At 32.7% G+C, this 22,789-nt stretch carries 25 protein-coding genes; 14 read left to right on the forward strand and 11 right to left on the reverse strand.

Going from position 1 to position 22,789, the window contains the following annotated elements; genetic code table 11:
• Window positions 1-45 precede the first annotated feature (45 nt).
• Window positions 46-1,047 (forward strand): transaldolase, encoded by a 1,002-nt coding sequence (tal, locus tag PMT9312_RS02670; protein WP_011376078.1) that lies wholly within the window; start codon window positions 46-48, stop codon window positions 1,045-1,047.
• A 22-nt stretch (window positions 1,048-1,069) separates the two neighbouring features.
• Here the strand turns inward: tal and PMT9312_RS02675 are convergent, their stop codons facing one another.
• The 5 genes from PMT9312_RS02675 to PMT9312_RS02695 all read right to left on the reverse strand — a co-directional run bounded on the left by PMT9312_RS02675 (window position 1,070) and on the right by PMT9312_RS02695 (window position 5,496).
• Complete coding sequence (locus tag PMT9312_RS02675) at window positions 1,070-2,203, reverse strand: NAD(P)/FAD-dependent oxidoreductase (RefSeq protein WP_011376079.1); 1,134 nt, start codon at window positions 2,201-2,203, stop codon at window positions 1,070-1,072.
• Window positions 2,200-2,748 (reverse strand): ribosome recycling factor, encoded by a 549-nt coding sequence (frr, locus tag PMT9312_RS02680; RefSeq protein ID WP_011376080.1) that lies wholly within the window; start codon window positions 2,746-2,748, stop codon window positions 2,200-2,202. Before frr ends, PMT9312_RS02675 begins: the two co-directional genes overlap by 4 nt.
• A gap of 22 nt (window positions 2,749-2,770) precedes the next feature.
• Window positions 2,771-3,475, reverse strand: coding sequence for a UMP kinase (gene pyrH, locus PMT9312_RS02685; RefSeq protein ID WP_011376081.1), 705 nt, complete (start codon window positions 3,473-3,475; stop codon window positions 2,771-2,773).
• A gap of 125 nt (window positions 3,476-3,600) precedes the next feature.
• Window positions 3,601-4,293, reverse strand: a complete 693-nt coding sequence (cobO, locus tag PMT9312_RS02690) for a cob(I)yrinic acid a,c-diamide adenosyltransferase (protein WP_011376082.1) — start codon at window positions 4,291-4,293, stop codon at window positions 3,601-3,603.
• A gap of 33 nt (window positions 4,294-4,326) precedes the next feature.
• Window positions 4,327-5,496 (reverse strand): site-specific integrase, encoded by a 1,170-nt coding sequence (locus PMT9312_RS02695; RefSeq protein WP_011376083.1) that lies wholly within the window; start codon window positions 5,494-5,496, stop codon window positions 4,327-4,329.
• Between the two features lie 65 nt (window positions 5,497-5,561).
• On the opposite strand from PMT9312_RS02695, the gene hemH reads away from it, so the two are divergent.
• The 3 genes from hemH (at window position 5,562) to PMT9312_RS02710 (ending at window position 9,053) form a co-directional block, all read left to right on the forward strand.
• Window positions 5,562-6,737 carry a ferrochelatase gene (hemH, locus tag PMT9312_RS02700; protein ID WP_011376084.1) on the forward strand — a complete coding sequence of 392 codons (1,176 nt, stop codon included), beginning with the start codon at window positions 5,562-5,564 and terminating at the stop codon, window positions 6,735-6,737.
• A gap of 136 nt (window positions 6,738-6,873) precedes the next feature.
• Entirely contained in the window at window positions 6,874-8,637 is a 1,764-nt protein-coding gene (ilvB, locus tag PMT9312_RS02705; RefSeq protein WP_011376085.1) for a biosynthetic-type acetolactate synthase large subunit, read from the forward strand.
• Between the two features lie 65 nt (window positions 8,638-8,702).
• Window positions 8,703-9,053, forward strand: a complete 351-nt coding sequence (locus PMT9312_RS02710) for a hypothetical protein (RefSeq protein WP_011376086.1) — start codon at window positions 8,703-8,705, stop codon at window positions 9,051-9,053.
• A 7-nt stretch (window positions 9,054-9,060) separates the two neighbouring features.
• On the opposite strand, the gene pgeF is transcribed toward PMT9312_RS02710, so the two are convergent.
• Genes pgeF through PMT9312_RS02725 form a run of 3 tightly spaced genes read right to left on the reverse strand, consistent with a single transcriptional unit; the run spans window position 9,061 to window position 11,982 of the window.
• Entirely contained in the window at window positions 9,061-9,858 is a 798-nt protein-coding gene (gene pgeF, locus PMT9312_RS09425) for a peptidoglycan editing factor PgeF (RefSeq protein WP_011376087.1), read from the reverse strand.
• 7 nt (window positions 9,859-9,865) lie between these two features.
• The gene (locus tag PMT9312_RS02720; RefSeq protein ID WP_011376088.1) at window positions 9,866-10,771 is read right to left on the reverse strand and encodes a Tab2 family RNA-binding protein; all 906 of its coding nucleotides are present in this window, start codon (window positions 10,769-10,771) and stop codon (window positions 9,866-9,868) included.
• On the reverse strand, window positions 10,768-11,982 hold the full coding sequence (locus PMT9312_RS02725) for a S1 RNA-binding domain-containing protein (protein ID WP_011376089.1): 1,215 nt from the start codon (window positions 11,980-11,982) through the stop codon (window positions 10,768-10,770). Before PMT9312_RS02725 ends, PMT9312_RS02720 begins: the two co-directional genes overlap by 4 nt.
• 66 nt (window positions 11,983-12,048) lie before the next feature.
• Here PMT9312_RS02725 and PMT9312_RS02730 point away from each other — a divergent pair, with 66 nt between their 5' ends.
• The 6 genes from PMT9312_RS02730 to folE all read left to right on the forward strand — a co-directional run bounded on the left by PMT9312_RS02730 (window position 12,049) and on the right by folE (window position 17,449).
• Complete coding sequence (locus PMT9312_RS02730; RefSeq protein ID WP_011376090.1) at window positions 12,049-12,837, forward strand: creatininase family protein; 789 nt, start codon at window positions 12,049-12,051, stop codon at window positions 12,835-12,837.
• A gap of 118 nt (window positions 12,838-12,955) precedes the next feature.
• The gene (locus PMT9312_RS02735) at window positions 12,956-13,684 is read left to right on the forward strand and encodes an aldehyde oxygenase (deformylating) (RefSeq protein ID WP_036924707.1); all 729 of its coding nucleotides are present in this window, start codon (window positions 12,956-12,958) and stop codon (window positions 13,682-13,684) included.
• A gap of 109 nt (window positions 13,685-13,793) precedes the next feature.
• Entirely contained in the window at window positions 13,794-14,834 is a 1,041-nt protein-coding gene (locus PMT9312_RS02740; protein WP_011376092.1) for a long-chain acyl-[acyl-carrier-protein] reductase, read from the forward strand.
• A 4-nt stretch (window positions 14,835-14,838) separates the two neighbouring features.
• On the forward strand, window positions 14,839-15,846 hold the full coding sequence (locus tag PMT9312_RS02745; protein ID WP_011376093.1) for an acetyl-CoA carboxylase carboxyltransferase subunit alpha: 1,008 nt from the start codon (window positions 14,839-14,841) through the stop codon (window positions 15,844-15,846).
• Window positions 15,821-16,555, forward strand: coding sequence for an SDR family oxidoreductase (locus tag PMT9312_RS02750; protein ID WP_011376094.1), 735 nt, complete (start codon window positions 15,821-15,823; stop codon window positions 16,553-16,555). The genes PMT9312_RS02745 and PMT9312_RS02750 overlap by 26 nt, the downstream gene beginning before the upstream one ends.
• 153 nt (window positions 16,556-16,708) lie before the next feature.
• Window positions 16,709-17,449, forward strand: a complete 741-nt coding sequence (folE, locus tag PMT9312_RS02755; RefSeq protein ID WP_011376095.1) for a GTP cyclohydrolase I — start codon at window positions 16,709-16,711, stop codon at window positions 17,447-17,449.
• Here folE and PMT9312_RS02760 read toward each other — a convergent pair.
• A complete protein-coding gene (locus tag PMT9312_RS02760) occupies window positions 17,446-18,102 on the reverse strand; it encodes a phosphoribosylanthranilate isomerase (RefSeq protein WP_011376096.1) in 657 nt (218 codons plus the stop codon). The genes folE and PMT9312_RS02760 overlap by 4 nt on opposite strands.
• A gap of 55 nt (window positions 18,103-18,157) precedes the next feature.
• Here PMT9312_RS02760 and PMT9312_RS02765 point away from each other — a divergent pair, with 55 nt between their 5' ends.
• The gene (locus PMT9312_RS02765; protein ID WP_011376097.1) at window positions 18,158-19,381 is read left to right on the forward strand and encodes a site-2 protease family protein; all 1,224 of its coding nucleotides are present in this window, start codon (window positions 18,158-18,160) and stop codon (window positions 19,379-19,381) included.
• Window positions 19,382-19,410: 29 nt separating this feature from the next.
• On the opposite strand, the gene PMT9312_RS02770 is transcribed toward PMT9312_RS02765, so the two are convergent.
• Window positions 19,411-20,037, reverse strand: a complete 627-nt coding sequence (locus tag PMT9312_RS02770) for a lipoyl protein ligase domain-containing protein (protein ID WP_225866681.1) — start codon at window positions 20,035-20,037, stop codon at window positions 19,411-19,413.
• A gap of 198 nt (window positions 20,038-20,235) precedes the next feature.
• Here PMT9312_RS02770 and psaM point away from each other — a divergent pair, with 198 nt between their 5' ends.
• From psaM to PMT9312_RS02785, 3 genes are all read left to right on the forward strand, one after another.
• Entirely contained in the window at window positions 20,236-20,340 is a 105-nt protein-coding gene (psaM, locus tag PMT9312_RS02775) for a photosystem I reaction center subunit XII (RefSeq protein WP_011376099.1), read from the forward strand.
• 81 nt (window positions 20,341-20,421) lie between these two features.
• Window positions 20,422-20,769 carry a hypothetical protein gene (locus PMT9312_RS02780; protein WP_011376100.1) on the forward strand — a complete coding sequence of 116 codons (348 nt, stop codon included), beginning with the start codon at window positions 20,422-20,424 and terminating at the stop codon, window positions 20,767-20,769.
• A 53-nt stretch (window positions 20,770-20,822) separates the two neighbouring features.
• Entirely contained in the window at window positions 20,823-21,827 is a 1,005-nt protein-coding gene (locus tag PMT9312_RS02785) for a protochlorophyllide reductase (protein ID WP_011376101.1), read from the forward strand.
• Between the two features lie 6 nt (window positions 21,828-21,833).
• Here PMT9312_RS02785 and bchL read toward each other — a convergent pair whose 3' ends face one another.
• On the reverse strand, window positions 21,834-22,721 hold the full coding sequence (bchL, locus tag PMT9312_RS02790; protein WP_011376102.1) for a ferredoxin:protochlorophyllide reductase (ATP-dependent) iron-sulfur ATP-binding protein: 888 nt from the start codon (window positions 22,719-22,721) through the stop codon (window positions 21,834-21,836).
• Between the last annotated feature and the right edge of the window lie 68 nt (window positions 22,722-22,789).

Consider the following 22,789-nt stretch of genomic DNA (forward strand, 5'->3'; position numbering starts at 1 on the left):
ATTAGGAATTAAAGCTAGTTTATATATACGTATGATTATCTAGATATGAAATCAATTTTAGAACAATTGTCCTCAATGACTGTTGTTGTTGCAGATACTGGTGATTTAGATTCGATAAAAAAATTTCAGCCAAGGGACGCTACTACTAATCCATCTTTAATACTAGCTGCAGCTAAGAACCCTGATTATGTGAAATTAATTGATAAAGCTATAGAAAGTTCAGAAAATACATTGCCCAATGGATTCTCTGAAATTGAATTAATTAAAGAAACTGTTGACCAAGTTTCAGTATTTTTTGGAAAAGAAATATTGAAAATTATTTCAGGGCGCGTATCGACAGAAGTTGACGCAAGACTTAGCTTTGACACCGAAGCTACGGTAAAAAAAGCAAGAAAATTAATCAATCTTTACAAAAATTTTGGCATTGAAAAGGAAAGAATCTTAATTAAGATTGCCGCAACGTGGGAAGGAATTAAAGCAGCTGAAATTTTGGAAAAAGAGGGTATTAAATGCAACTTAACCTTACTTTTTAACTTCTGCCAAGCGGTAACTTGTGCGAATGCAAATATAACCTTAATTTCTCCGTTCGTTGGTCGTATATTAGATTGGCATAAAGCAAAAACTGGTAAAACTAGTTTTATAGGTGCTGAAGACCCAGGTGTTATTTCGGTTACGCAGATTTATAAGTATTTTAAAGAAAAAGGATTCAAGACAGAAGTAATGGGAGCTAGTTTTAGAAATCTTGATGAAATAAAAGAATTAGCAGGTTGCGATCTTTTAACAATAGCACCAAAATTTCTAGAGGAACTAAAAAGAGAAAAAGGAGTTTTGATTAGGAAATTAGATGCAAGTACCAAAATAAATAATTCTATTGACTATAAATTTGAGGAAAAAGACTTTAGATTGAGTATGTTAGAAGATCAAATGGCCAGTGAGAAGCTTAGTGAAGGTATCACAGGATTCAGTAAGGCTATAGAAGAATTAGAAGAACTCCTAATAGAGAGATTATCAGAAATGAAAAATCATAAATTAATTTCTGCCAACTAAATTTAAGTTTTAATTAAAAAAACTAAATCCCACTCTTTGTTAAAAGCCTTTTTATAACTCTTTTTGCTATGTCTTCATAATTCATTTCCCCTGATAATATTTGGGCAATACGTTTAGGTGCTGTTTTTCTTTTGACACCTAATTGATATCCTGTTCTCGGAAATCTATAAAAGACCTGCGCAATCCTTCTCCCCCAAGCCATTGATCTCCCCCAATTGTTGTTAATTTCTGTTGTGTAAAGATTTAAATCATGTACTTTCCCAGTTAGGCATTGATCTATGCATTCTGCAGCATAAAAACTGCTAATTAAAGAAGGTCTAATTCCTTCAGCTAAAAATGGATCGCATAGAGAGGCTGCATCTCCAACCGCTAAAACTTTATCATTATTTATTGGGTGGAGGCCATTCCATATTCTCAATTTCTTATTAATTGTTTTGTAAGACAAATCATCAAATCCGAAGCTTCTAATAACTTGATTATTTATAGTCTGATTTTCTAGAAGACCGTTATTTATAAAAGTACCTAAACCAATATTTAAGCTCTCTTTTAGGGGGAATGCCCATGCAAATCCATATTTTATAAATCCAAACTCAAACCTAACTGCATCTCTAGGAATTGCACCTAAACCTTTCAATCTTAGTGAGATTGTGTTTGCAAATTTAGGTTTTCTTGGCCCCAATTTGAAATATCCTGCCCATTTGGATTGAGATCCGTCTGCAACAACAAGAAATTCAGATATATATTTTCTTTTGTTATTGCACGTAATTTCCCATTTATCATTTTTTTTTATGATTTTTTCTACTAATACTGGCCTTATTATTTGAACTCCATTCCTCAAGGATTCATCTAGTAATAATTGATCAAGTTTCTCTCTTTTAATAATCCAAAAAGGCGATTCACCAGTAAGATCAGCGGTCACATTATCAGAAGCCTTCCATCTGAATTCAACATTCTTAATTTTTGACTCTATGGAATCTTTTATGTCTAAAGGTAGAAATTTTTGCATTGAAGACGCCATTCCTCCGGCACATGGTTTGTAATCTTGGCAATTTTCTTTTTCAATAACTAGAACAGAATATCCTTTTTTTGATAGGTTAAGAGCGGAAGAAGATCCTGATAAACCTCCACCAATTATTACGACATCAAATTCTTTCAAACTTTTAGAATTTCCTTCTCTTTTTCGGATAATTTAGTTTCTATTAAGGCAATAAATTTATTGGTAATTTTCTGAATTTCAGATTGATTATCTCTTGATTCGTCAATAGAAATAAGACCATCTTTTTCGTCTTTTTTTTCTTTATCAACAGCATCTCTTCTAATATTCCTTAAAGCTACTTTTCCTTCCTCTGCATATTTAGAAGCTAATTTACAAAATTCCTTTCTTCTTTCCTCTGTTAAGGGAGGAACATTTATTCTTATTACTTTACCATCATTATTTGGAGTAATACCTAAATCGCTCATGGAAATAGATTTTTCTATAGCTTGCAAACATGAAATATCGAAAGGTTGTATTGAAATTGTTTGTGAATCAACAGTACTTATTGTGGCAAGAGATTTGATTGGTGTTTCTGCACCATAGTACTCAACACTTATTCTGTCTAACAATGAAGCATTAGCTCTCCCAGTTCTTATAGTATTAAAGTTTCTTTGCGTGGCTTCAATACTTTTATTCATGTTTTCTTGAATTTCTTGTTCTTTCATAATAAAAAAATTTAAATAAGCTTTAACTAATTAATGAACCTATAGCCTCCCCAGCGACAGCTTTAGAGATGTTCCCTTTTTTGAATATATCAAATACCATAATAGGGATATTATTGTCTTTGCAAAGCGCAATTGCAGTACTGTCCATTACTGCGATTTCATCACTAAGAACTTGTTGATAACTGAGATTGGTATATTTTTTTGCGTCTTGAAATTTATTGGGATCACAATTATATACTCCATCAACTTTGGTGGCTTTCATGACAACCTCAGCATTTATCTCTGCTGCCCTAAGAGCTGCCGTCGTGTCAGTTGTGAAAAATGGATTTCCGCACCCACCTCCGAAAACAACAACCCTACCTTTTTCTAGGTGCCTCATGGCCCTTCTTCTAATATAGGGCTCTGCAATTTCCTGCATTTCTATTGCAGTTTGAACTCTGGTTGCTACTCCTACTCTTTCCAAACCATCTTGAAGTGAAATCGCATTCATTACTGTTGCTAGCATGCCCACATAATCAGCTGTCGCTCTATCCATGCCATCTGCAGAGCCTTTAAGTCCCCTAAAAATGTTCCCACCCCCAACAACTATTGCAAGTTGAATATTATTTCCGACTACTTTTGAAACGTCTTCTGCAATTGACTGAACTATAGCAGGATCAATCCCATAAGGTTTTTCACCCATTAGTGCTTCACCACTAAGTTTTAAGAGAACTCTTTTGTAAGTCATTCAATAATCATACTTTTAAGACCTTAGCAAGTAAATGTACCGAATTTATTTTTTGTTCAGATATTGCTTGCGTCTTTAAACATTTCTAAACCTATCTGAAGAAATTAATTAAAAATTTGTTTTAACTAGAACTCAACGCACTTTTGAGCTTTTATTCCTTGTTCTTTGAAAGGATGTCTTATTAGCTTCATTTCTGTAACTAGATCAGCGTAATTGATAATAGAATCAGATGCTCCCCTTCCAGTTAAAACAACATGATTTTTTCTATTATTTAAACTTTTAAAAAAGGTGATTATTTCTTCTGAAGCAAGATAGCCAAGTTTTGTAGCTATATTAATTTCATCAAGGATTATAAGTTTATAAGAATCATTCTTAATATATTTTTTGGCAAGTCGCCATGCTTCTTGAACTAATTTTTCATCCCTAATTCTATCTTGTGTTTCCCAAGTAAATCCCTCTCCTAATGAATGCCAAGATATGTTTGAAGACAAATTCTTCAGTGCTTTTTCTTCTCCAGTGGTCCAGCCCCCTTTAATAAATTGAATAATTGCTACTTTATAACCGTGCCCTATTGTCCTTAATGCCATCCCTAAAGATGCAGTTGTTTTACCTTTGCCATTCCCCGTAAAAACAATCAATAATCCTTTTTTTGTTTTTCTAATTTGTAATCTTTCAGCTTGAATATCTTTTCTTTGCTGCATTCTTTTTTTATATGAGCTCTCATCGTTTTCTGGGGATAGCTTGCCTCCCATTCCAAGTTCTTTGGCTTGATTATCGAGGTTGAATATTTTCTCGGAAGATAATGGTTGCTCTTGCATATAACTCTAATTTTATTAAGTGATTATAAATCTTTAAAGACTTTTAGCTCTCTTAACTCTTAAAAGTGCATTATTGACTGCCTGTTGTTGATCTCTTTTAGTAATCCAGTGGTGATAAGTTTGAGTATGTAAGCTTACCGAATGTCCCATCATTCTGGCAGCTACAGTATCAGGTAAATCATAAAAAATTGTTCTTACTGCCCAAGCATGCCTTAGATCATAAGGTTTTATCTGTAAAGAGTATCGCTTAAACTGGTCTGTAATTTTTTTTCCAATATTTTGTAAGGTTGTGATTTTAAGGTCTCTATTAATATTTGGTAGTAGTTCTGGATTTTTACCAAGTTTTGTTAATTCGAACTTTTCTACCCATTCAGGATGAAATGGCCAAATTTGATGTTCCCCTGTTTTCGTCGTAGGTAAAACTCTAATGATCTTGTCTCCAAAATTTGTTAAAGAACTTAAGTCACAAAAAAACACTTCGTGATTTCTTAATCCATATGTAGCCATAAGACCAAAAACAAATTTCCAAGAGTTGTTTGGTATCTTATCCCAAAGTTTCTCTATCAACTCGTCTGTGGGGAGATCTCTATAGCCTGCTTTATTTAGGCCATATCCTTTAGAATTTAATTTCCAATTTTCTGGGAGTTTAATGTCCAAAAACTTTGCTAAAACACTTAGGGAAGTAGCGCATTGTTTCCTACTTCTACTCCCTTCCTTGTAACTTTCAAGTGCTTTTTGAAATATAATTTCTAAATCTTCATTGTTATCAATATCATAAATATAAAGAATTCTTTTCATATAGGGCTTATAAGAACTTCTCCAAGTAGTTTTTCTAGTGCTGGTTAAATATTCATTTTTTCTTTCTTTAAAGAAAAATTCCTCAAATTGATTTAATCTTTTTGAAAATTCAAAATCATTTTTTATTTCCTTTTTATTAGGTTTATTTATCCAATTAATCCAGTCAAATTGATTTAGTTCTAGTTGCAAATTGATTAATTTTAATTTTTTTTTAGCCTCCTCTAATCCAGAAATATCAGCCTTTATACCAAGAGATATTCTTTGAATTTTAAAGTTATTTTTATCTTCTTTAGTAGGTAGTGAACCTCTGATATTTAATTTCTCTCCTCTTTTTTCAATTCTAAGCTTGCTTCCTTGAGTAGCAAATTTATCATTGACATTATTAATTTCCTGAATTACGTTCATTTACTTCTATAATTGACCTTATAATGACGTTTTTAATGTTGATTTTCAATCACCATAAATTTTAAATGAATAAAATAGGCGTCTTGCTAATGAATTTAGGGGGGCCTGAACGCATTACCGATGTCGGCCCATTCTTATATAATCTTTTTTCTGATCCAGAGATAATCAGGACTCCTTTTCCTGCTTTTCAAAAACCTTTAGCTTGGTTAATTAGTACGCTTAGAAGTACCACTTCACAACAAGCTTATCTTTCTATAGGTGGAGGATCACCCATTAGAAGGATAACTGAACAACAAGCAAGAGAATTGCAATCTAAATTAAGGGAGAAAGGTTTAAATGCTACTACTTATATCGCTATGAGGTATTGGCATCCTTTTACGGAATCAGCAATTGCTGATATGAAAGCAGATTGTGTAGATCAAATTGTTGTACTACCTTTGTATCCACATTTTTCAATAAGTACAAGTGGTTCAAGCTTTAGGGAATTAAAAAAATTAAGAGATTCCGATAATGATTTTAAGAAAATCCCAATGCGATGTGTAAGAAGTTGGTTCAGTCAATCAGGTTATTTAAAGTCAATGGTCGAATTAATTTCCCAACAAATTTCCTGTTGTGAATCACCTCCAAATGCACATATATTTTTTACTGCTCATGGAGTTCCCAAGAGTTATGTAGAGGAAGCTGGAGACCCTTATAAACAACAAATTGAAGATTGTTCCTTATTGATAATTAATGAGCTGGAAAAATATTTAGGGCACAGTAACCCGCATACACTTTCTTACCAAAGTAGAGTTGGTCCAGTTGAATGGTTGAAACCTTACACCGAAGAAGTGTTAGCAGATCTTGGGAAGTCTAATGTTGAAGATCTTATTGTGGTTCCAATAAGTTTCGTTGGAGAGCATATTGAAACATTGCAAGAAATTGACATTGAATATAAAGAAATTGCCGAAAAAGCTGGTATTAAAAACTTTCGTAGAGTGAAGGCTCTAAATACTCATCCTACTTTTATTGAGGGTCTTAGTGATTTAGTAATTTCTTGCCTGGAAGAGCCTCAAGTTAATATAGAGGAGGCTTCTAAGTTACCTGAAAAAGTTAAACTTTATCCCCAAGAGAAATGGCAATGGGGTTGGAATAATAGTTCAGAGGTGTGGAATGGGAGAGTTGCCATGATCGTTTTTCTGGTACTTTTTATAGAACTAATTGCAGGCTCTGGACCCTTACATAGGCTTGGGATTTTATGAAAATTAATTTATGTTTATTTGAAAAATTTTAAATTTATTGAAATTTCTTTTGAATACTTTTCTGACATTACATTTCTAAATGAGGCAAAAGTATTTAATTGAGTTTAATATTTAAAGTAAATATTGAATTTCTTTAGTGACTCTTACTTCGAGATCCTTGTTAAAGGATAGTTCAAAAAATGAAAATTCCGTTTGGATAACTGGTGCAGATGCACTCATGGATGCTCTAAAAATTAATGGGGTAAAGGTTATATTTGGATATCCTGGAGGAGCTATATTACCAATATATGACTCTGTTCATAAGGCAGAGCAAGATGGTTGGTTAAAGCATTATATGGTAAGACATGAACAAGGAGGTTCTCATGCGGCTGATGGATATGCGAGATCTACTGGTGAGGTAGGGGTATGTTTTGGGACCTCAGGTCCAGGTGCAACAAATTTGGTAACTGGAATTGCAACTGCTCAAATGGATTCAATACCTCTAGTAGTAGTTACAGGTCAAGTTCCAAGACCTGCAATAGGGACAGATGCTTTTCAAGAAACTGATATTTTTGGCATAACTCTTCCAATAGTTAAACATTCATGGGTAATAAGAGATCCTGCAAACATCGCGAAAGTAGTTTCAGAAGCTTTTTTTATAGCCTCTTCTGGAAGACCCGGCCCTGTTTTAATTGACATACCCAAGGATGTAGGTCAAGAATTCTTTCATTACCAAAGAGTTTTGCCTGGTGAGATTATTCCTAAGGGATTTAAAAGAAATGGAGACATTAATGATAGTGATATCAAAAAGGCTATTAAATTAATAGAAGACTCTGAAAGACCTCTTCTCTATGTTGGCGGTGGTGCAATATCTTCCGGGTCTCATGATGAAATAAGAACTTTGGCAAAAAATTATCAAATACCAGTTACTACGACATTAATGGGTAAAGGAGCTTTTGACGAAAAAGATAATCTATCAGTTGGGATGTTAGGAATGCACGGAACTGCTTACGCAAACTTTGCAGTAACAGAATGTGATCTTTTAATAGCTATTGGAGCTAGATTTGATGATAGAGTGACTGGAAAATTAGATACTTTTGCACCTAATGCAAAGGTCATTCATATAGATATTGATCCAGCAGAAGTTAATAAAAATAGGCGTGTAGATGTTGCAATTGTCTCTGATGTTTCAAAAGCTGTTCGCAAAATTAATGAAAAATCTCGGGATAACAAATTTGCTTGTCAGACGAAGAAATGGTTAGAAAAAATTGATTTTTGGAAAAATAAACATCCCTTGTATGAACCTCCTCAAGAAGGAGAAATTTATCCTCAAGAAGTTCTTTTGAAAGTTAGGGAACTTTTACCTGAAGCTTATGTAACTACAGATGTAGGACAACATCAGATGTGGGCGGCTCAATATCTTAGGAATTCTCCAAGAAAATGGATTAGTAGTGCTGGCTTAGGAACTATGGGTTTTGGATTGCCAGCGGCAATTGGAGTTAAAGCAGCCTTACCTAATTCAGATGTAATATGCATAGCTGGAGATGCTAGCGTCTTAATGAATATTCAAGAATTAGGAACCTTATCTCAATATGGTTTAAATGTTAAGTTAATTATCATAAATAATCGCTGGCAAGGGATGGTGAGGCAATGGCAGGAAAGTTTCTACAATGAAAGGTATTCCTCATCTGACATGAGTTGTGGCGAACCTGATTTTGTAAAACTTGCTGAGTCTTTCGGAGTTAAGGGATACTTAATTTCTGATAGAAAACAATTACAGAATGAATTACAACATGCGCTTAATCATGACGGCCCTGCCTTGATTAATATTCTTGTCAGAAGAGGTGAAAATTGCTATCCAATGGTCCCTCCTGGGAAAAGTAACGCTCAAATGGTTGGATATGTTAATTGTGAAGAATAATTTTTAAATAAGCCATTTTAAAAAATTTAATTTTAAAAAAAATCAAAATCTTAAAAATTTCTGAATTGAAAAATTTATCAAAATTTATAATAATAATTTGCTTGATTGTTCTTAATCCTCTAGTAGTTAACTCGGCTGAAATTCTTCAAATTAAAAGTTCAAATACTATTTTGGTGGGGGATCAAAATAGGAACTTAATTATTGGATTATTTTGTGTAGATGTAAATGTAAATAATGAACTTGAAGCAACTAATTTACTCAAAAGTGAATTTCCAAGAGGAAGCAGAGTGAAAATAAAACCTTTTGGTTTTAAAGATAATGTTTTGTTAGCGAAAGTATTTAATATTAAAGGTACTAAGGAGATGACAGAATTATTAGTCGCTAAAGACTTTACTAGAGAAAATTGTCCAAATTAAGCATTACTTATGAGTGAATAAAACTCCATTGCCTTGAGATTGTTTTGCTCCTTCTCCAGGAATTAAATTCATCTTTTAATTTGTATGTGCATAAATTGGAGATGTCGATATTTGTATCAGGAATATTTTCATTCAAAAGTTGTCTATGAGCGAATCTTTTTAGATTAAGTTGATTAAAGTTTCGCTTTTTCAAGTTATTTAAATCATTAACATAAAAAAAATTTTCAAATTTAGTCAAGTTGACTGCTATTCTTTTATTTTCGGCCTTTCTATAAAATTCATTTAGTGTCTTTTTATCAACTAGATAATGTTCCTTCGATATTGATGGCCCTATCGCAACAAGTAAGTCATCTCTAGAAGTTCCTAAATTATCAAAAATTTTAACCATATTTTTTATTATTTTTTTTTCTAAGCCTTTTCTTCCACAATGCAAGGCTGCTACATTTCTTGTACTTTTGTCTGCAAAAAATATTGGCATGCAATCAGCTGTGTAAACCCACAAGTTTTGATTAAATTTATCACCAATAAGACCATCTGCATCAATCTCACTCCCTTTTTGCGAATGTGATCCAAAAACTATCGAATTACTGTGAATTTGATTAGAAACGCAATTTACATGATTTTCATTAAAGAAATTTCCTAATAATTGAAGAAATTTCTTAGAGCTAGACTTCGTAAAGTAAGCATGTGGAAATTTATATTTACTAAGAATAGGTGATGAATAGTACTCAAATTTTTTGTTTTGAATGAAAATTTTATTTTTTGAGAAATGTATATCTTTATAAGGAATAGTTCCCTCTCCCAAACAAAACTTATTTAATTAATTCAATATCTCTCAAGATCCAGAATCCTGCAAATTTTTCGATGTATGGCGTTGACTGTATGGAAATAAATTGATAACCAAAGGAATTTTTTTTATTTTCTAAAAACTTTGTACTTAAAATATTTGCATCTTTTTCTGGTAAATCCGTTACAAGCCACTTATCATCTTCCGAAGCTTCAAGTATTAGTTGGTTTTTACTTATTATTAATTTAATAGGTTCTAAAGAACTGAACCATGCAGAAAGTGCCAAAGATCTTTCTTTGCTAAAAAGTCTTAATCCAGGAATTAATTCATTATTATCCAATGGTTGATGAATTGGAAAAATATCTCCAAATTCAATTGGCCAATTTTGTGCTGATTTCAATTCGCCAACAGATATTTCAGAGATAGTTAAAGCATCGCCTCTCACTGCTTCTGGTAAGGGTGTAGGTGAGCTTTCCATTGTAGAAGTAAAAGTTGGAGCTAGTACACCTCTTACGTAGCCTTTTTCCTTTGGATAAATATCTTTTTCAAGAAATTCTATTCTATCGAACAAATTATAGGTTCTTCTACTAACAAGTGCCTCAATATTAGTGGCTTCCAGTGACTTTTTAATTATGGACTTCATTGAAGATCTCCAGAATCTAACTATTGAAGGTTTCGCCCACCCTTCTTTTCTCGCTTCATTTAGTGCTTCATTAAGAGCTTTTGTAAGCCATATCGAATTAACTTCACTAGCAGGGCATTTTTTATTCCAAAGAAAAATATCTTTTGTCTCATAACTTCTTGTAGAGCAAATAATTAACTCCCATCTTTTTTTTCCATTTGCTTCAATTATTGGTCTTGAATAAAAGTCTAATTCCCAATCTGAAATTTTTAATTCAGGACTTGTTTCTTTTTTCTTATTAATATTCATTTGTCTTGATTTTTTTTGTCGAAGAGTGCTTTGGTTTTTAGTGCTCTATCAGTGGCTTCTCGCATAACTTTTTCTTTATCAATAATTAATTCTCCTGCAGAGTTCTCTAAAAGGGCTGTATTAAGACCAATTCGCCCTTTCTCAAGGTCAATTTCAGATATTAAAGCTTTTATAATTTCCCCTTCTCTAAAAATTTCTCGTAAAGAACGAATCGATCCTTTTGTTAGTGAGGATTGATGAAGAAGTCCACTAGCTCCACCTAAATCAATAAAGAAGCCATATGGTTTTACTGCTAAAACTTCTCCTTCAATTAATTGACCCAAGTCTAGACTCGTAAGTTTAGAGACTAATGATGCTTTCTTTTCAGAGAGAACTAATTTTCTGGATTCTGGATTCACCTCAAGGAACGCTACTTTTAGAGTTTTGCCAACAAAAGATTGATAATCTTGACCATCTTCAAGTTGGGATCTTGGGATGAATCCTCTCAATCCATCTACATCACATGTAAGTCCACCTCTGTTAAATCCATTAATTAAAACGTCAATTAATTCTCCATTTTTAGCGGAATTTGAAACTTTCTCCCAACTTTGCCTGAGAATTAATGCCCTAGCGCTCACTGTTACCATCCCATCAGCATTTTGTTCTTTTATAACCAAGACTTCCATTTCAAGGCCTATAGAGAATTTTTCTTTAAAGTTAGTTATGACACCCAACCCACATTCTTTTTTTGGCATATAACCAGGTGCTTTCCCACCAATGTCAACATATAGGCCATCACTTTCGATTGCTATAACCTTCCCTGAAATTGTTTCTCCTGTAGCCCCAATTGGCTCATTTTCATTTAAAGCCTCCAAAAAAGCACTTTCATCAAAATCGAATTCATCAACTGTTCTTTCTAATTGAAAATCTGTGTTTTGCTCAGAAAAATTAAGGGGTCTATTTAAGTTTTGTTGAGAACTATCAAAAGCTTTCGTGTTTTCATTACTGTCCTCAATTTCGTTTACTGATTCATCTTTAATTATTTGAGGTTTGATTGCGATATTTTCTTTTTTAATTTCTTCTTGCGAATTGTTTTGTTCATTCTGTATTTCTTGAGATTTTTTTTGAGTATCCTTCTTGCTTATGTGAAGTACCTGAAGAGGTTTTTTAAAATTTTTTTTATTGCCCTTTGGTTGGATATTATCTTGGGCATTTTTATTACTGACTCCCATCGTAGGTAAAATAAGAATAATTAATTAATAACATACTCTAAATGTTAGTACTCAAAATTAAAATTAATGAACTTTAAACCAATACCTAATAAATTTGAATATTTAAATTGGCAAGAAATTGAGAGTATTGCAAAAGACAAAAGATCAACAGTTATTTGGCCATTCGGCGCTGTTGAGCAACATGGGCCGCATTTGCCTCTTGCTACAGATAGTATTTTTGTTGATGAAATCATTAGCGAAGTTTTTAAATTATTCTCTTCCGATATCCCATTAAAAAAACTTCCAACACAATATATTGGGTTTTCTCCAGAACATAAGGGTTTTGCTGGGACAATTTCACTTTCCTCATATTTAATAACCTCAATGATTAAGGAAGTCGGAGGTCAATTATCTGAAATGGGTTTTAAAAGATTGATATTGATTAATGGACATGGAGGTCAAATCTCACTACTAAATACAGCTGCAAGAGAGCTAAGAAGTTTTGCACCTGGGATGGCAGTATTCCCTTGTTTCTTATGGAGTGGTGTTAATGGATTAAGTGAATTGTTAACAAAAACTGAGATCGAGAATGGGCTACATGCATCCTTAGCTGAAACAAGTTTGATGCTGGCTATAAAACCAGAATTGGTAGGTGATGAACGTCCTAATGAGGGCATTAAAGGACAGATCCCAGAAGGTTGGAGTTTAGAGGGAAATGCGCCAACTGCTTGGCTCACAAAAGACTTGAGTAAATCTGGAGTGATTGGGGATAGTAGAGGTGCAAATGAGTCCTTAGGAAAAGATTTAAAGGAATTATTGATTAATCATTGGTTCAAATTGATAATGAATCTAATGGAATCGGATTGGCCCAATTAAATTGAAATAAATTTAAGTTGAAAAATGTGACTTAACAATTGAAAATATTTTCATGATATTTAAATAAACTCACTATAATCATGTAATATTCATGCATAATGAGCTAAAGATTACTGACATGCAAACTCTAGAAACAAATACAAAAACTACTGAAGAATCCATAGACACGAATTCTTTGAATCTTCCCGACTTTACAACAGATTCCTATAAGGATGCATATAGCAGAATAAATGCAATTGTTATAGAGGGAGAGCAAGAGGCTCATGATAATTACATTTCAATAGCAACGTTAATACCAAATGAGTTAGAAGAATTAACTAAGTTGGCGAGAATGGAACTCAAGCATAAAAAAGGATTTACTGCTTGTGGAAGAAATTTAGGAGTAGATGCTGATATGGTATTCGCAAAAAAATTCTTTTCTAAATTGCATGGTAATTTTCAAATTGCTTTAGAAAAAGGAAATTTAACAACTTGTCTTCTGATACAAGCTATTTTAATTGAAGCTTTTGCTATATCTGCTTATAACGTTTACATAAGAGTTGCTGATCCTTTTGCAAAAAAAATAACAGAGGGAGTGGTTAAAGATGAATATCTCCATCTAAATTACGGCCAAGAGTGGCTTAAAAAGAATTTATCTACTTGTAAAGAAGAATTAATGGAAGCCAATAAGGTTAACCTTCCCTTAATTAAAAAGATGTTAGATGAAGTAGCAGAAGATGCATCAGTTTTGGCTATGGATAGAGAAGAGTTAATGGAAGAATTTATGATTGCTTACCAAGACACTCTTCTAGAAATAGGTCTTGATAATAGAGAAATTGCAAGAATGGCTATGGCAGCGATTGTTTAATAATATTTCTAATTAACTAAGCATTCTAATAATTTATCATTTCTAAATTAAATACATACCTCTATGCTATTGTTCATAACATTGTATAGAAACCATTAATAAATTTTCAATGTTTGGGTTAATAGGCCACTCAACTAGTTTTGAAGATGCAAAAAGAAAAGCTTCATTACTAGGCTTTGATCATATTGCTGATGGTGATCTAGATGTTTGGTGTACAGCCCCTCCTCAATTGGTTGAAAATGTAGAAGTTAAGAGTGCTACTGGAATATCTATTGAAGGTTCTTATATAGATTCTTGCTTTGTTCCTGAAATGCTTTCTAGGTTTAAAACCGCAAGAAGAAAAGTATTAAATGCTATGGAATTAGCTCAGAAAAAAGGGATTAACATTACGGCTTTAGGAGGATTTACTTCTATTATTTTCGAAAATTTTAATCTTCTTCAACATAAACAAATTAGAAATACTTCATTAGAGTGGGAAAGGTTTACTACAGGTAATACACACACTGCCTGGGTTATTTGTAGGCAACTAGAAATAAATGCTCCTCGCATAGGGATAGATCTTAAAACTGCAACTGTTGCTGTTATTGGTGCTACAGGTGATATAGGAAGTGCTGTTTGTAGGTGGCTTGTCAATAAAACTGGTATTTCAGAACTTCTTATGGTGGCTAGACAACAACAACCATTAACTCTATTACAGAAAGAATTAGATGGTGGCACTATAAAAAGTTTAGATGAAGCATTGCCTCAAGCGGATATTGTTGTATGGGTTGCAAGTATGCCTAAAACGATTGAAATTGAAATTGAAAACTTAAAAAAACCATGTTTAATGATTGATGGTGGATACCCTAAAAATCTTGATGAGAAATTTAAAGGTAAAAATATTCATGTTTTAAAAGGAGGTATAGTAGAGTTTTTCAATGATATTGGCTGGAATATGATGGAACTTGCAGAAATGCAGAACCCTCAGAGAGAGATGTTTGCTTGCTTTGCAGAAGCTATGATTTTAGAATTTGAAAAGTGTCATACCAACTTTAGTTGGGGAAGGAATAACATTTCTCTTGAAAAAATGGAATTTATTGGAGCAGCTTCTTTGAAACATGGTTTTTCTGCGATTGGACTTGATAAACAGCCTAAAGTATTGACTGTTTGAAATTATGGCTAAACGTTACCTACTTGATTTTGAAAAGCCTCTTGTTGAACTTGAGAAACAGATAGAGCAAATTAAAGAATTAGCTCGAGATTCAGAAGTGGATGTTAGTCAACAGCTTCTGCAGCTTGAAACCTTGGCAACTAGGAGAAGAGAAGAGATATTTAAATCACTAACGCCTGCACAAAAGATTCAGGTGGCTAGACATCCTCAAAGACCTAGCACTTTAGACTTTGTTCAAATGTTTTGTGATGACTGGATCGAATTACATGGAGATAGAAATGGAGGCGATGATATGGCACTAATTGGAGGTATAGGTTCGATAAATAATCGACCAGTGTTGATGTTGGGGCATCAGAAAGGAAGAGATACTAAAGAAAATGTTGTAAGAAACTTTGGAATGGCAAAGCCAGGAGGTTATAGAAAAGCGCTTAGATTAATGCAGCATGCAGATAGATTTTCTTTGCCAATTCTTACATTTATTGACACTCCTGGAGCCTATGCAGGTTTAACAGCTGAAGAGCAGGGACAAGGGGAAGCGATTGCAAGAAACTTAAGGGAGATGTTTGGTTTGACAGTCCCTATTGTGGCTACTGTTATTGGAGAAGGTGGTTCTGGAGGCGCACTTGGAATAGGTGTTGCTGATAGGTTACTAATGTTTGAACACAGTGTTTATACAGTTGCTAGTCCAGAAGCATGTGCATCAATTTTATGGAGAGATGCTGCAAAGGCTCCTGAAGCAGCATCAGCACTTAAAATTACAGGTAAAGATTTACTTAAATTGGGGATAATAGATGAAGTATTACCAGAACCTTCGGGTGGAAACAATTGGGCTCCTTTAGATGCTGGCAATACACTAAAGGAGGCTATTGAGAAACACCTTGATACTCTACTGCAAATGACTAAAGATGAACTCATTGAGGAAAGATATAAAAAATTTAGGGTTTTAGGTAAATTTATCGAAGCAAATAATATTGAAGAGATTTATAGTGAAATCCCCCCCCAATCTGAATAAATTGAAACTAGCTTTTATAACAGGTGCTACGAAAGGTATTGGTAGATCTACCGCAATTACTTTTGCTAAAGCTGGTTGGGATTTAATTCTACTTTCCAGGAATATGGATTTATTGGAGAAACTAAAGAGTGAATTATTGACTACTAAATCAAAAATTAGCCTGGTTAAATGTGATTTAGCTAATCCTATAGGAATAGAGAATTGTGTTGGAGAAGCAATTGAGAAATATGGTTGCCCTTCAGTCTTGATAAATAATGCCGGTTGCGCATTTAATGGGTCTTTAGTTGAAATGGATTTTGGGCAATGGGAACAAACAATTCAAATAAACCTTACGAGTGTTTTTCAAATTTGCAGCTCAATAATCCCTCAAATGAGAAAAAATGGTGGTTTAGTAATTAATGTTAGTAGTCATGCCTCTTATAATGCTTTCCCTCAATGGGGTGCATATTGTATTTCAAAATCTGCACTCACCATGTTTACTAAATGCTTGAGGGAAGAGGAGAGATCCAATTCAATAAGAGCATGCACAATAACTTTAGGTTCAGTAAATACTCCTCTTTGGGACTCCGAATCAATTAATTCTGATTTTGATAGAACTTCTATGCTCTCCTCAAATAAGGTATCAGATACTATTCTTTATATGGCACAACAACCCGAGTCACAATTGATTGAAGACTTAACTTTGATGCCTTCTGGAGGTGCTTTTTGAAAATTCTATTTATCTTTTTAATCTTTAAAAGGTGATTTTTTTTAGGACTATTTGAACCCGATTGAACAAGAGAATGTGATATAGTGTATAAGCAATTAAGCTTTTGGAAGATACAGTAAATTAAGTTGCATACAATTTTCTGTTTAAAATTTTATGACCTCTACATTACCCAACGATAATATTAGAAACTTTGATGACCAGATTACTAATAAACTAATCTCTGAAATTATCAGAGACAGAATTAAGAATTCTGGGACAAGATTCAGTGCAAATGATAACATTGCAGACTTTATAAATCCTGGAGAATTAGAAATTCTAGAAAAAGAAGTAGCCTCCAGAGTTAAAGACCTCCTTAAGTCCTTAGTAATAGATGTTGAAAATGATCATAATACTCAAGAGACTGCAGAAAGAGTCTCAAAGATGTATTTAAATGAAGTTTTTAAAGGGAGATATCATGAACAACCCAAAGTTACAAGTTTTCCAAACGATAAGAATCTTGATGAGATTTATACTGTAGGCCCTATTTCAGTAAGATCTGCATGTTCACATCATTTGGTCCCAATTCTTGGGGAGTGTTGGATAGGCATTAAACCTGGGAATAAAGTTATAGGGCTCTCAAAATTTGCAAGAGTCGCTGATTGGGTTTTTTCAAGACCTCATATTCAAGAAGAAGCTGTAATGATACTCGCAGATGAAATTGAAAAATTGTGTGAACCTAAAGGTTTAGGTATTATTGTGAAGGCCCAACACTATTGTATGAAATGGAGGGGAGTTAAAGAACCAAATACAAGTATGATTAATTCTGTAGTAAGAGGCGACTTTAGGCATGACTTAAGTTTAAAACAAGAATTTTTTGAACTTGTAAAACAGCAATCTGCAACTAATAACTACTAATTCTTTTTTAAAAACTTAATTAGGGCCCCTGTTTTTTCTAGATCTTTCAAGCCTGGAGATATTTCAATACTGCTTGAAATGTCTAGTCCATCTGGTTTGATGTCAGTTAAAATTTCATCAATCCATTCAGTTGATATTCCGCCTGCTAGCCACCAAGGTTTACTAAATTGGAGATTCTCTAGATAAATAGTTTTTATTTTTTTCCCTGAACCCCCATAAGTTTCTTTATTCCATGAATCAAGTAGTATCGCATCTACAAAATCTTCAAAAGGTTTTATTTGATCCAAGTCCTTTTTAGTTTTTATTCTGAAGGCCTTCCATATTCCAATATTTGGAATTTTTTCCCTTAACCTTTTGCAGTAATCAATATCCTCATCTCCATGTAATTGAATTATAGTTTCACTAGGGTTTCCTAAGAAATTTTTAATAATTAAATCTATAGAACAATTTTGGACAACAGATACCCTCTCGATTTTTGGGTAAAAACTTTCTAATGTTTTAAAAATTTTCTTCTTTTTTACAGCTGATACATACCTTGGTGACTCTTCAACCGCAATAATTCCGATAGCATGAGCTCCTAATTTGGCGACTTGAAGAGCTTGTTCTTCAGACGTGAGTCCGCAAATTTTAACTAAAGTGTTAGTCTTGGGCATATCGTTATCCAGTATGTAAAATTAATATTATTGCTAAATATAGCGGAGATTATTTTTGAGAAGTTGGCAAATTTTTAAAATATGGGGAATTCCCTTCAGAATTCATCCTTATTGGTTTGCAATTCTCTTTTTATTCTCATGGAGTATTAGTAATCAGGTTAATTTTACCTCAGGCGATATTTACAATACTAAAGAGGCTTGGATTATTGGATTTTCTACATCTTTTTTATTATTATCTTCAATTATTTCTCATGAGGTTTTACATACCTTTGTTTCCCTAAATCAGGGTGTAAAAATTAGAAAAATCACTTTTTATTTTCTAGGGGCAATTTTACACACAGATAAGTATTGTCAAACTGCTTTGGGGAATATAAAAATTGCAATCGTTAGACCTCTATTATGTTTCGCTACAGCATTTATTCTACTTTTAATTAGCAATTACAGTACATCTCAAGAAATAATAGCTATCAATATAATTTCTAGAGTAGGTATATTAAATTTATTCTTAGGCTTCTTAAATTTAATTCCAATTGGTTCTTTAGATGGGGGGAATTTATTAAAAAGTATTATTTGGCATTTCTCAGGGAGTAAAAATAAAGGAAGAGATTTCCTCAATAAAGTAAATTTATCTTTATCTTTTTTAGTTCTAATATTTGGCATAATTTGTTTATTTAGATTTAATTTTTATTATGGTTTTATTCTTTCTTTTTTAGGTTTGTTAGGCGTTAATTCTTCAAAATCAGAAAGTCAATTTTTTAAAATTGAAAACATCCTTAAATTTAGTAAAGTTTCTGAGCTTAAATTAAAGCCATTGAGAAAAATTGAATTCGATTCTAATTTCTCAGAATTTAACACAAAAATAAAAGATAAAAAGGATGCAGCAGATAAATATTTCTTTGTTGCAAATACTGGTAGATGGACCGGTTTTGTTGATGAGAATATTTTAAAAACTGTAACTATAAAAAAATGGGAGCGGAATTTTGTTGGGGATTTTCAGAAACCAATAAACAGTTTTGCGAATATCTATAGTAATGAAAAATTATGGAAAACTATAGAAAGACTTGAAGACACTAGTGAAGGTTTTTTATTGGTACTCAATGCTGCAGATATCCCTTTGGGGATAATTGATAGGTCTAAAATTGGATACTTTATATTGAATAAATTAGGTTTTAATTTGCCTTTAGAGATTGTTAACAAATTAAATTATAAAAATCAGTATCCTTTGGGAATTGAATTGCCAAGAATAGTTAATTTAATGAAGCAGAAAGGAGATCTTTAAGAATTGGTGTCATGAAAATTTTCAATATTTTAATTATCAATGGCAACATTTTTGAATCTTATATTAGATTTATTCTCTAGGAATGAATTTCTTAAATGATGAACTATTTCATCATTTGTAAGATCTAGATTTAATTTAGGTGGAGCTTCTTCTTGAAATAATTTTAACCATAAATCTTTTGAGGGATTTGTTTGAATCTCTCCATGCTGAAGGAAGGCACCTTTTTTTCGATATTGTGCACTTCCTACTCTCTTGAACCCATCCTGATCAACTAAATCAGAAATTAATTTACTCCCAAAACAATTAGTTGCTATTGGCGATTTTCGTAATTTGCCATTTTGTAACTTTAGACCTAATTCTCGAAAACTCTTAATTAACCATTTGTTAACCAGTTCATAACTTAGTATTTTATAGTGACTTTTTTTAAATGTTAATGCATATGTTATTCCTCCCGAATGCAAAACAGCTCCCCCTCCAGAGGGACGTCTTACAATGTTAATTTCCTTATTAAATAATAATTTTTCCCAATGAGGAGGAATTTCCTTTTGGTGATAGCCAATTGAAAGCCAATCCCCAGTCCAATAGTAGAATCTTAATGTGAAAATGATTTCAGGATTAGAAATTGTCTGATTTAAAGAATTTAAATCTAAAGCCATTTGATCAAATCCAGGTAAATTATTTGTTGAAAAAATTAAAGCTTGATTTTCTATTCCCAAAATTAAATTTGCTGGTCTATTTATAATAATTTTTAATAAATTTTTTCTTTCAATTTATTAATTACGTAACATCATTTTGTAATAGTGTGTCAAATTCCCTCTTTTAGGTGGAGAATAAAGGAAATATTTTTTTTACCTATGGAGCCAACTCAAACAATAAATTTAATTGCACTAAGCCTAATAGTAGTTGTGCATGCAGGTGTTTTAGCATTAAGACTAGGTATTAGTTTAGGTAGAAACTAAATTAATTAGAAAATATAAATTTTTAAGGTAATAATATAACAAGACTGAATTTACCTATTCAGTAAATATACCAAGAAAAATTTGTCAAAGTCCTTTTATAAAAATGGTATTTTTTACAAAAAATATCTAAGCCCTGGCTTTGAAAAAAAGCAACAGAAACAGGAAAATTTTGTATCTTTAGTTTTTTTAAACATAAAAATTTGCTTTTCCCTTTTAGCCATAATAAGCTTAATAAAACTTGGCTATAGTTCCAAAGTTAGATTGATCAGATTAAGGGAAATTCAAGACTCATTTTTATTCGAAAAATATCAATTCAATGTTTTGACAAGTAGGTTTGATGATTTATTTTCTTCCGAAGGTGAGCAAAGATTTATGAAGGATCAGGATCAAATAATTTCTAGGGACATTATCAGAGTAATATGGCGTTAATAAGGATGATCTAGAATCATTTTACTTATCTTTTTCTATTAACTTTTTTGCCAGTGAGTAAGAACATCAAGGGTTTAGTCCTAATAACAGGTACAACTTCAGGAGTTGGATTAAATACTCTAAAACCTCTATTAAGATTTGGATGGGAAGTCATAGCTGTTAATCGATCAAATAAAAGAGCGATAAAAATAGCTGACGAATTCTTGACAAAAGAGGAAATTAAAGATGTCCATTTTATAGAGATAGATCTTTCTGATTTGGATGATGTAAGAAAAGGTTGCGATGAAATATTGGAAAGATTTAAAAAACCAATTAATTCTCTTATTTGTAATGCAGCAGTTTATAAGCCAAGACTAAAGAGACCTGAAAGATCTCCACAGGGTTATGAAAACTCTATGGCAGTCAATCATTTTGGGCATTTTCTTATGATAAAACTACTTATGGAAAATATTTTATCTTCGGAAAGAGAAATTTTCTTAAATGGTAAATCTACTGTATTCAAGCCAAGAATTACAGTATTAGGAACTGTCACAGCAAATTATTCAGAACTTGGAGGGAGGATACCAATCCCCGCTCCAGCTGATTTAGGAGATTTGTCTGGATTTAAAAATGGTTTTTTATCTCCAATAAGTATGGCGAATGGGAAGAAATTCAAACCTGGTAAGGCTTATAAGGATAGTAAACTTTGCAATATGGTGACCGTACAGGAATTATCAAAAAGATATCCTGCAGAGAAAATTATTATTAATTCTCTATATCCGGGATGTGTCGCTGACACTAAACTTTTTAGAGATACACCTTGGTTATTTAGATTTCTTTTCCCGATATTTCAAAAATTTATAACTAAAGGATATGTGTCACAAAGATTAGCAGGAGAAAGGGTTGCTCAGGTAGCAAGCTATAAAGAATATTCTAAACCATCAGTCCATTGGAGCTGGGGAAATCGTCAAAAAGCTGGCAGAAAAGCTTTTTCTCAAAAGTTGTCAAAAAGAATAATTGATACTAAGACTTCTCAACAAACTTATGATTTAACAAAAAAATTGGTCGGATTAAATTAATTAAGACTAATCAAATCCTAATAAATCAAAAATTTCTCTATCTTTAAGTGGATTTCCTTCTAAAGGTTCTACGTTTTCAAGCATATTTTTAGCAAGAGATAAATATTCATTTTGAACTTCAATTACGTCTTCAGTTGGTTCCATTTCAAAGATGGTACATTTCTTTAGTCTTGATCTTCTGATAGCATCTACATCTTTAAAATGAGCCATAGTTTTTAAACCTGTTCTTTCATTGAATTTATCAATTTGGTCTGTATCTTTTGATCGATTTGCTACTACGCCGCCTAGTCTGACTTTATAATTTTTTGCTTTTGCTTTAATTGCAGAGACTATTCTATTCATAGCGAAAATTGAATCGAAGTCATTGGCAGTTACAATTAGACAGTAATTTGCATGTTGCAATGGAGCTGCAAAGCCACCGCAAACCACGTCCCCAAGAACATCAAAAATAACAACATCTGTATCTTCTAATAAGTGATGTTCTTTTAAAAGCTTAACTGTCTGACCAGTTACATATCCCCCGCATCCTGTACCAGCAGGAGGGCCTCCACTTTCGACGCACATTACGCCATTAAAGCCTTCAAACATGAAATCGGTTGGTCTCAATTCTTCGCTATGAAAATCTACTTCTTCGAGAATATCGATAACTGTAGGAACCATTTTGTGCGTCAAAGTGAAAGTGCTATCGTGTTTCGGATCACATCCAATTTGTAGAACCTTTTTCCCTAATTTTGAGAATGCTGCAGAAAGGTTTGATGATGTAGTTGATTTTCCTATGCCACCCTTGCCGTACACGGCAATAACTAAAGCTCCTTCTTCGATATTTATTTTTGGATCTTGCTTTACTTGAACACTCCCTTCCCCATCAAGAGGTTTATTTATAGTACTTGTCATTTAAAGCTGGAATTTACACGTTAATACTTATATTCTTGCAGGTATATGCCTCATAGAATTCATTTCTC

Origin of the sequence: Prochlorococcus marinus str. MIT 9312 (assembly GCF_000012645.1) — a bacterium.
GTDB classification, from domain to species: domain Bacteria; phylum Cyanobacteriota; class Cyanobacteriia; order PCC-6307; family Cyanobiaceae; genus Prochlorococcus_A; species Prochlorococcus_A marinus_L.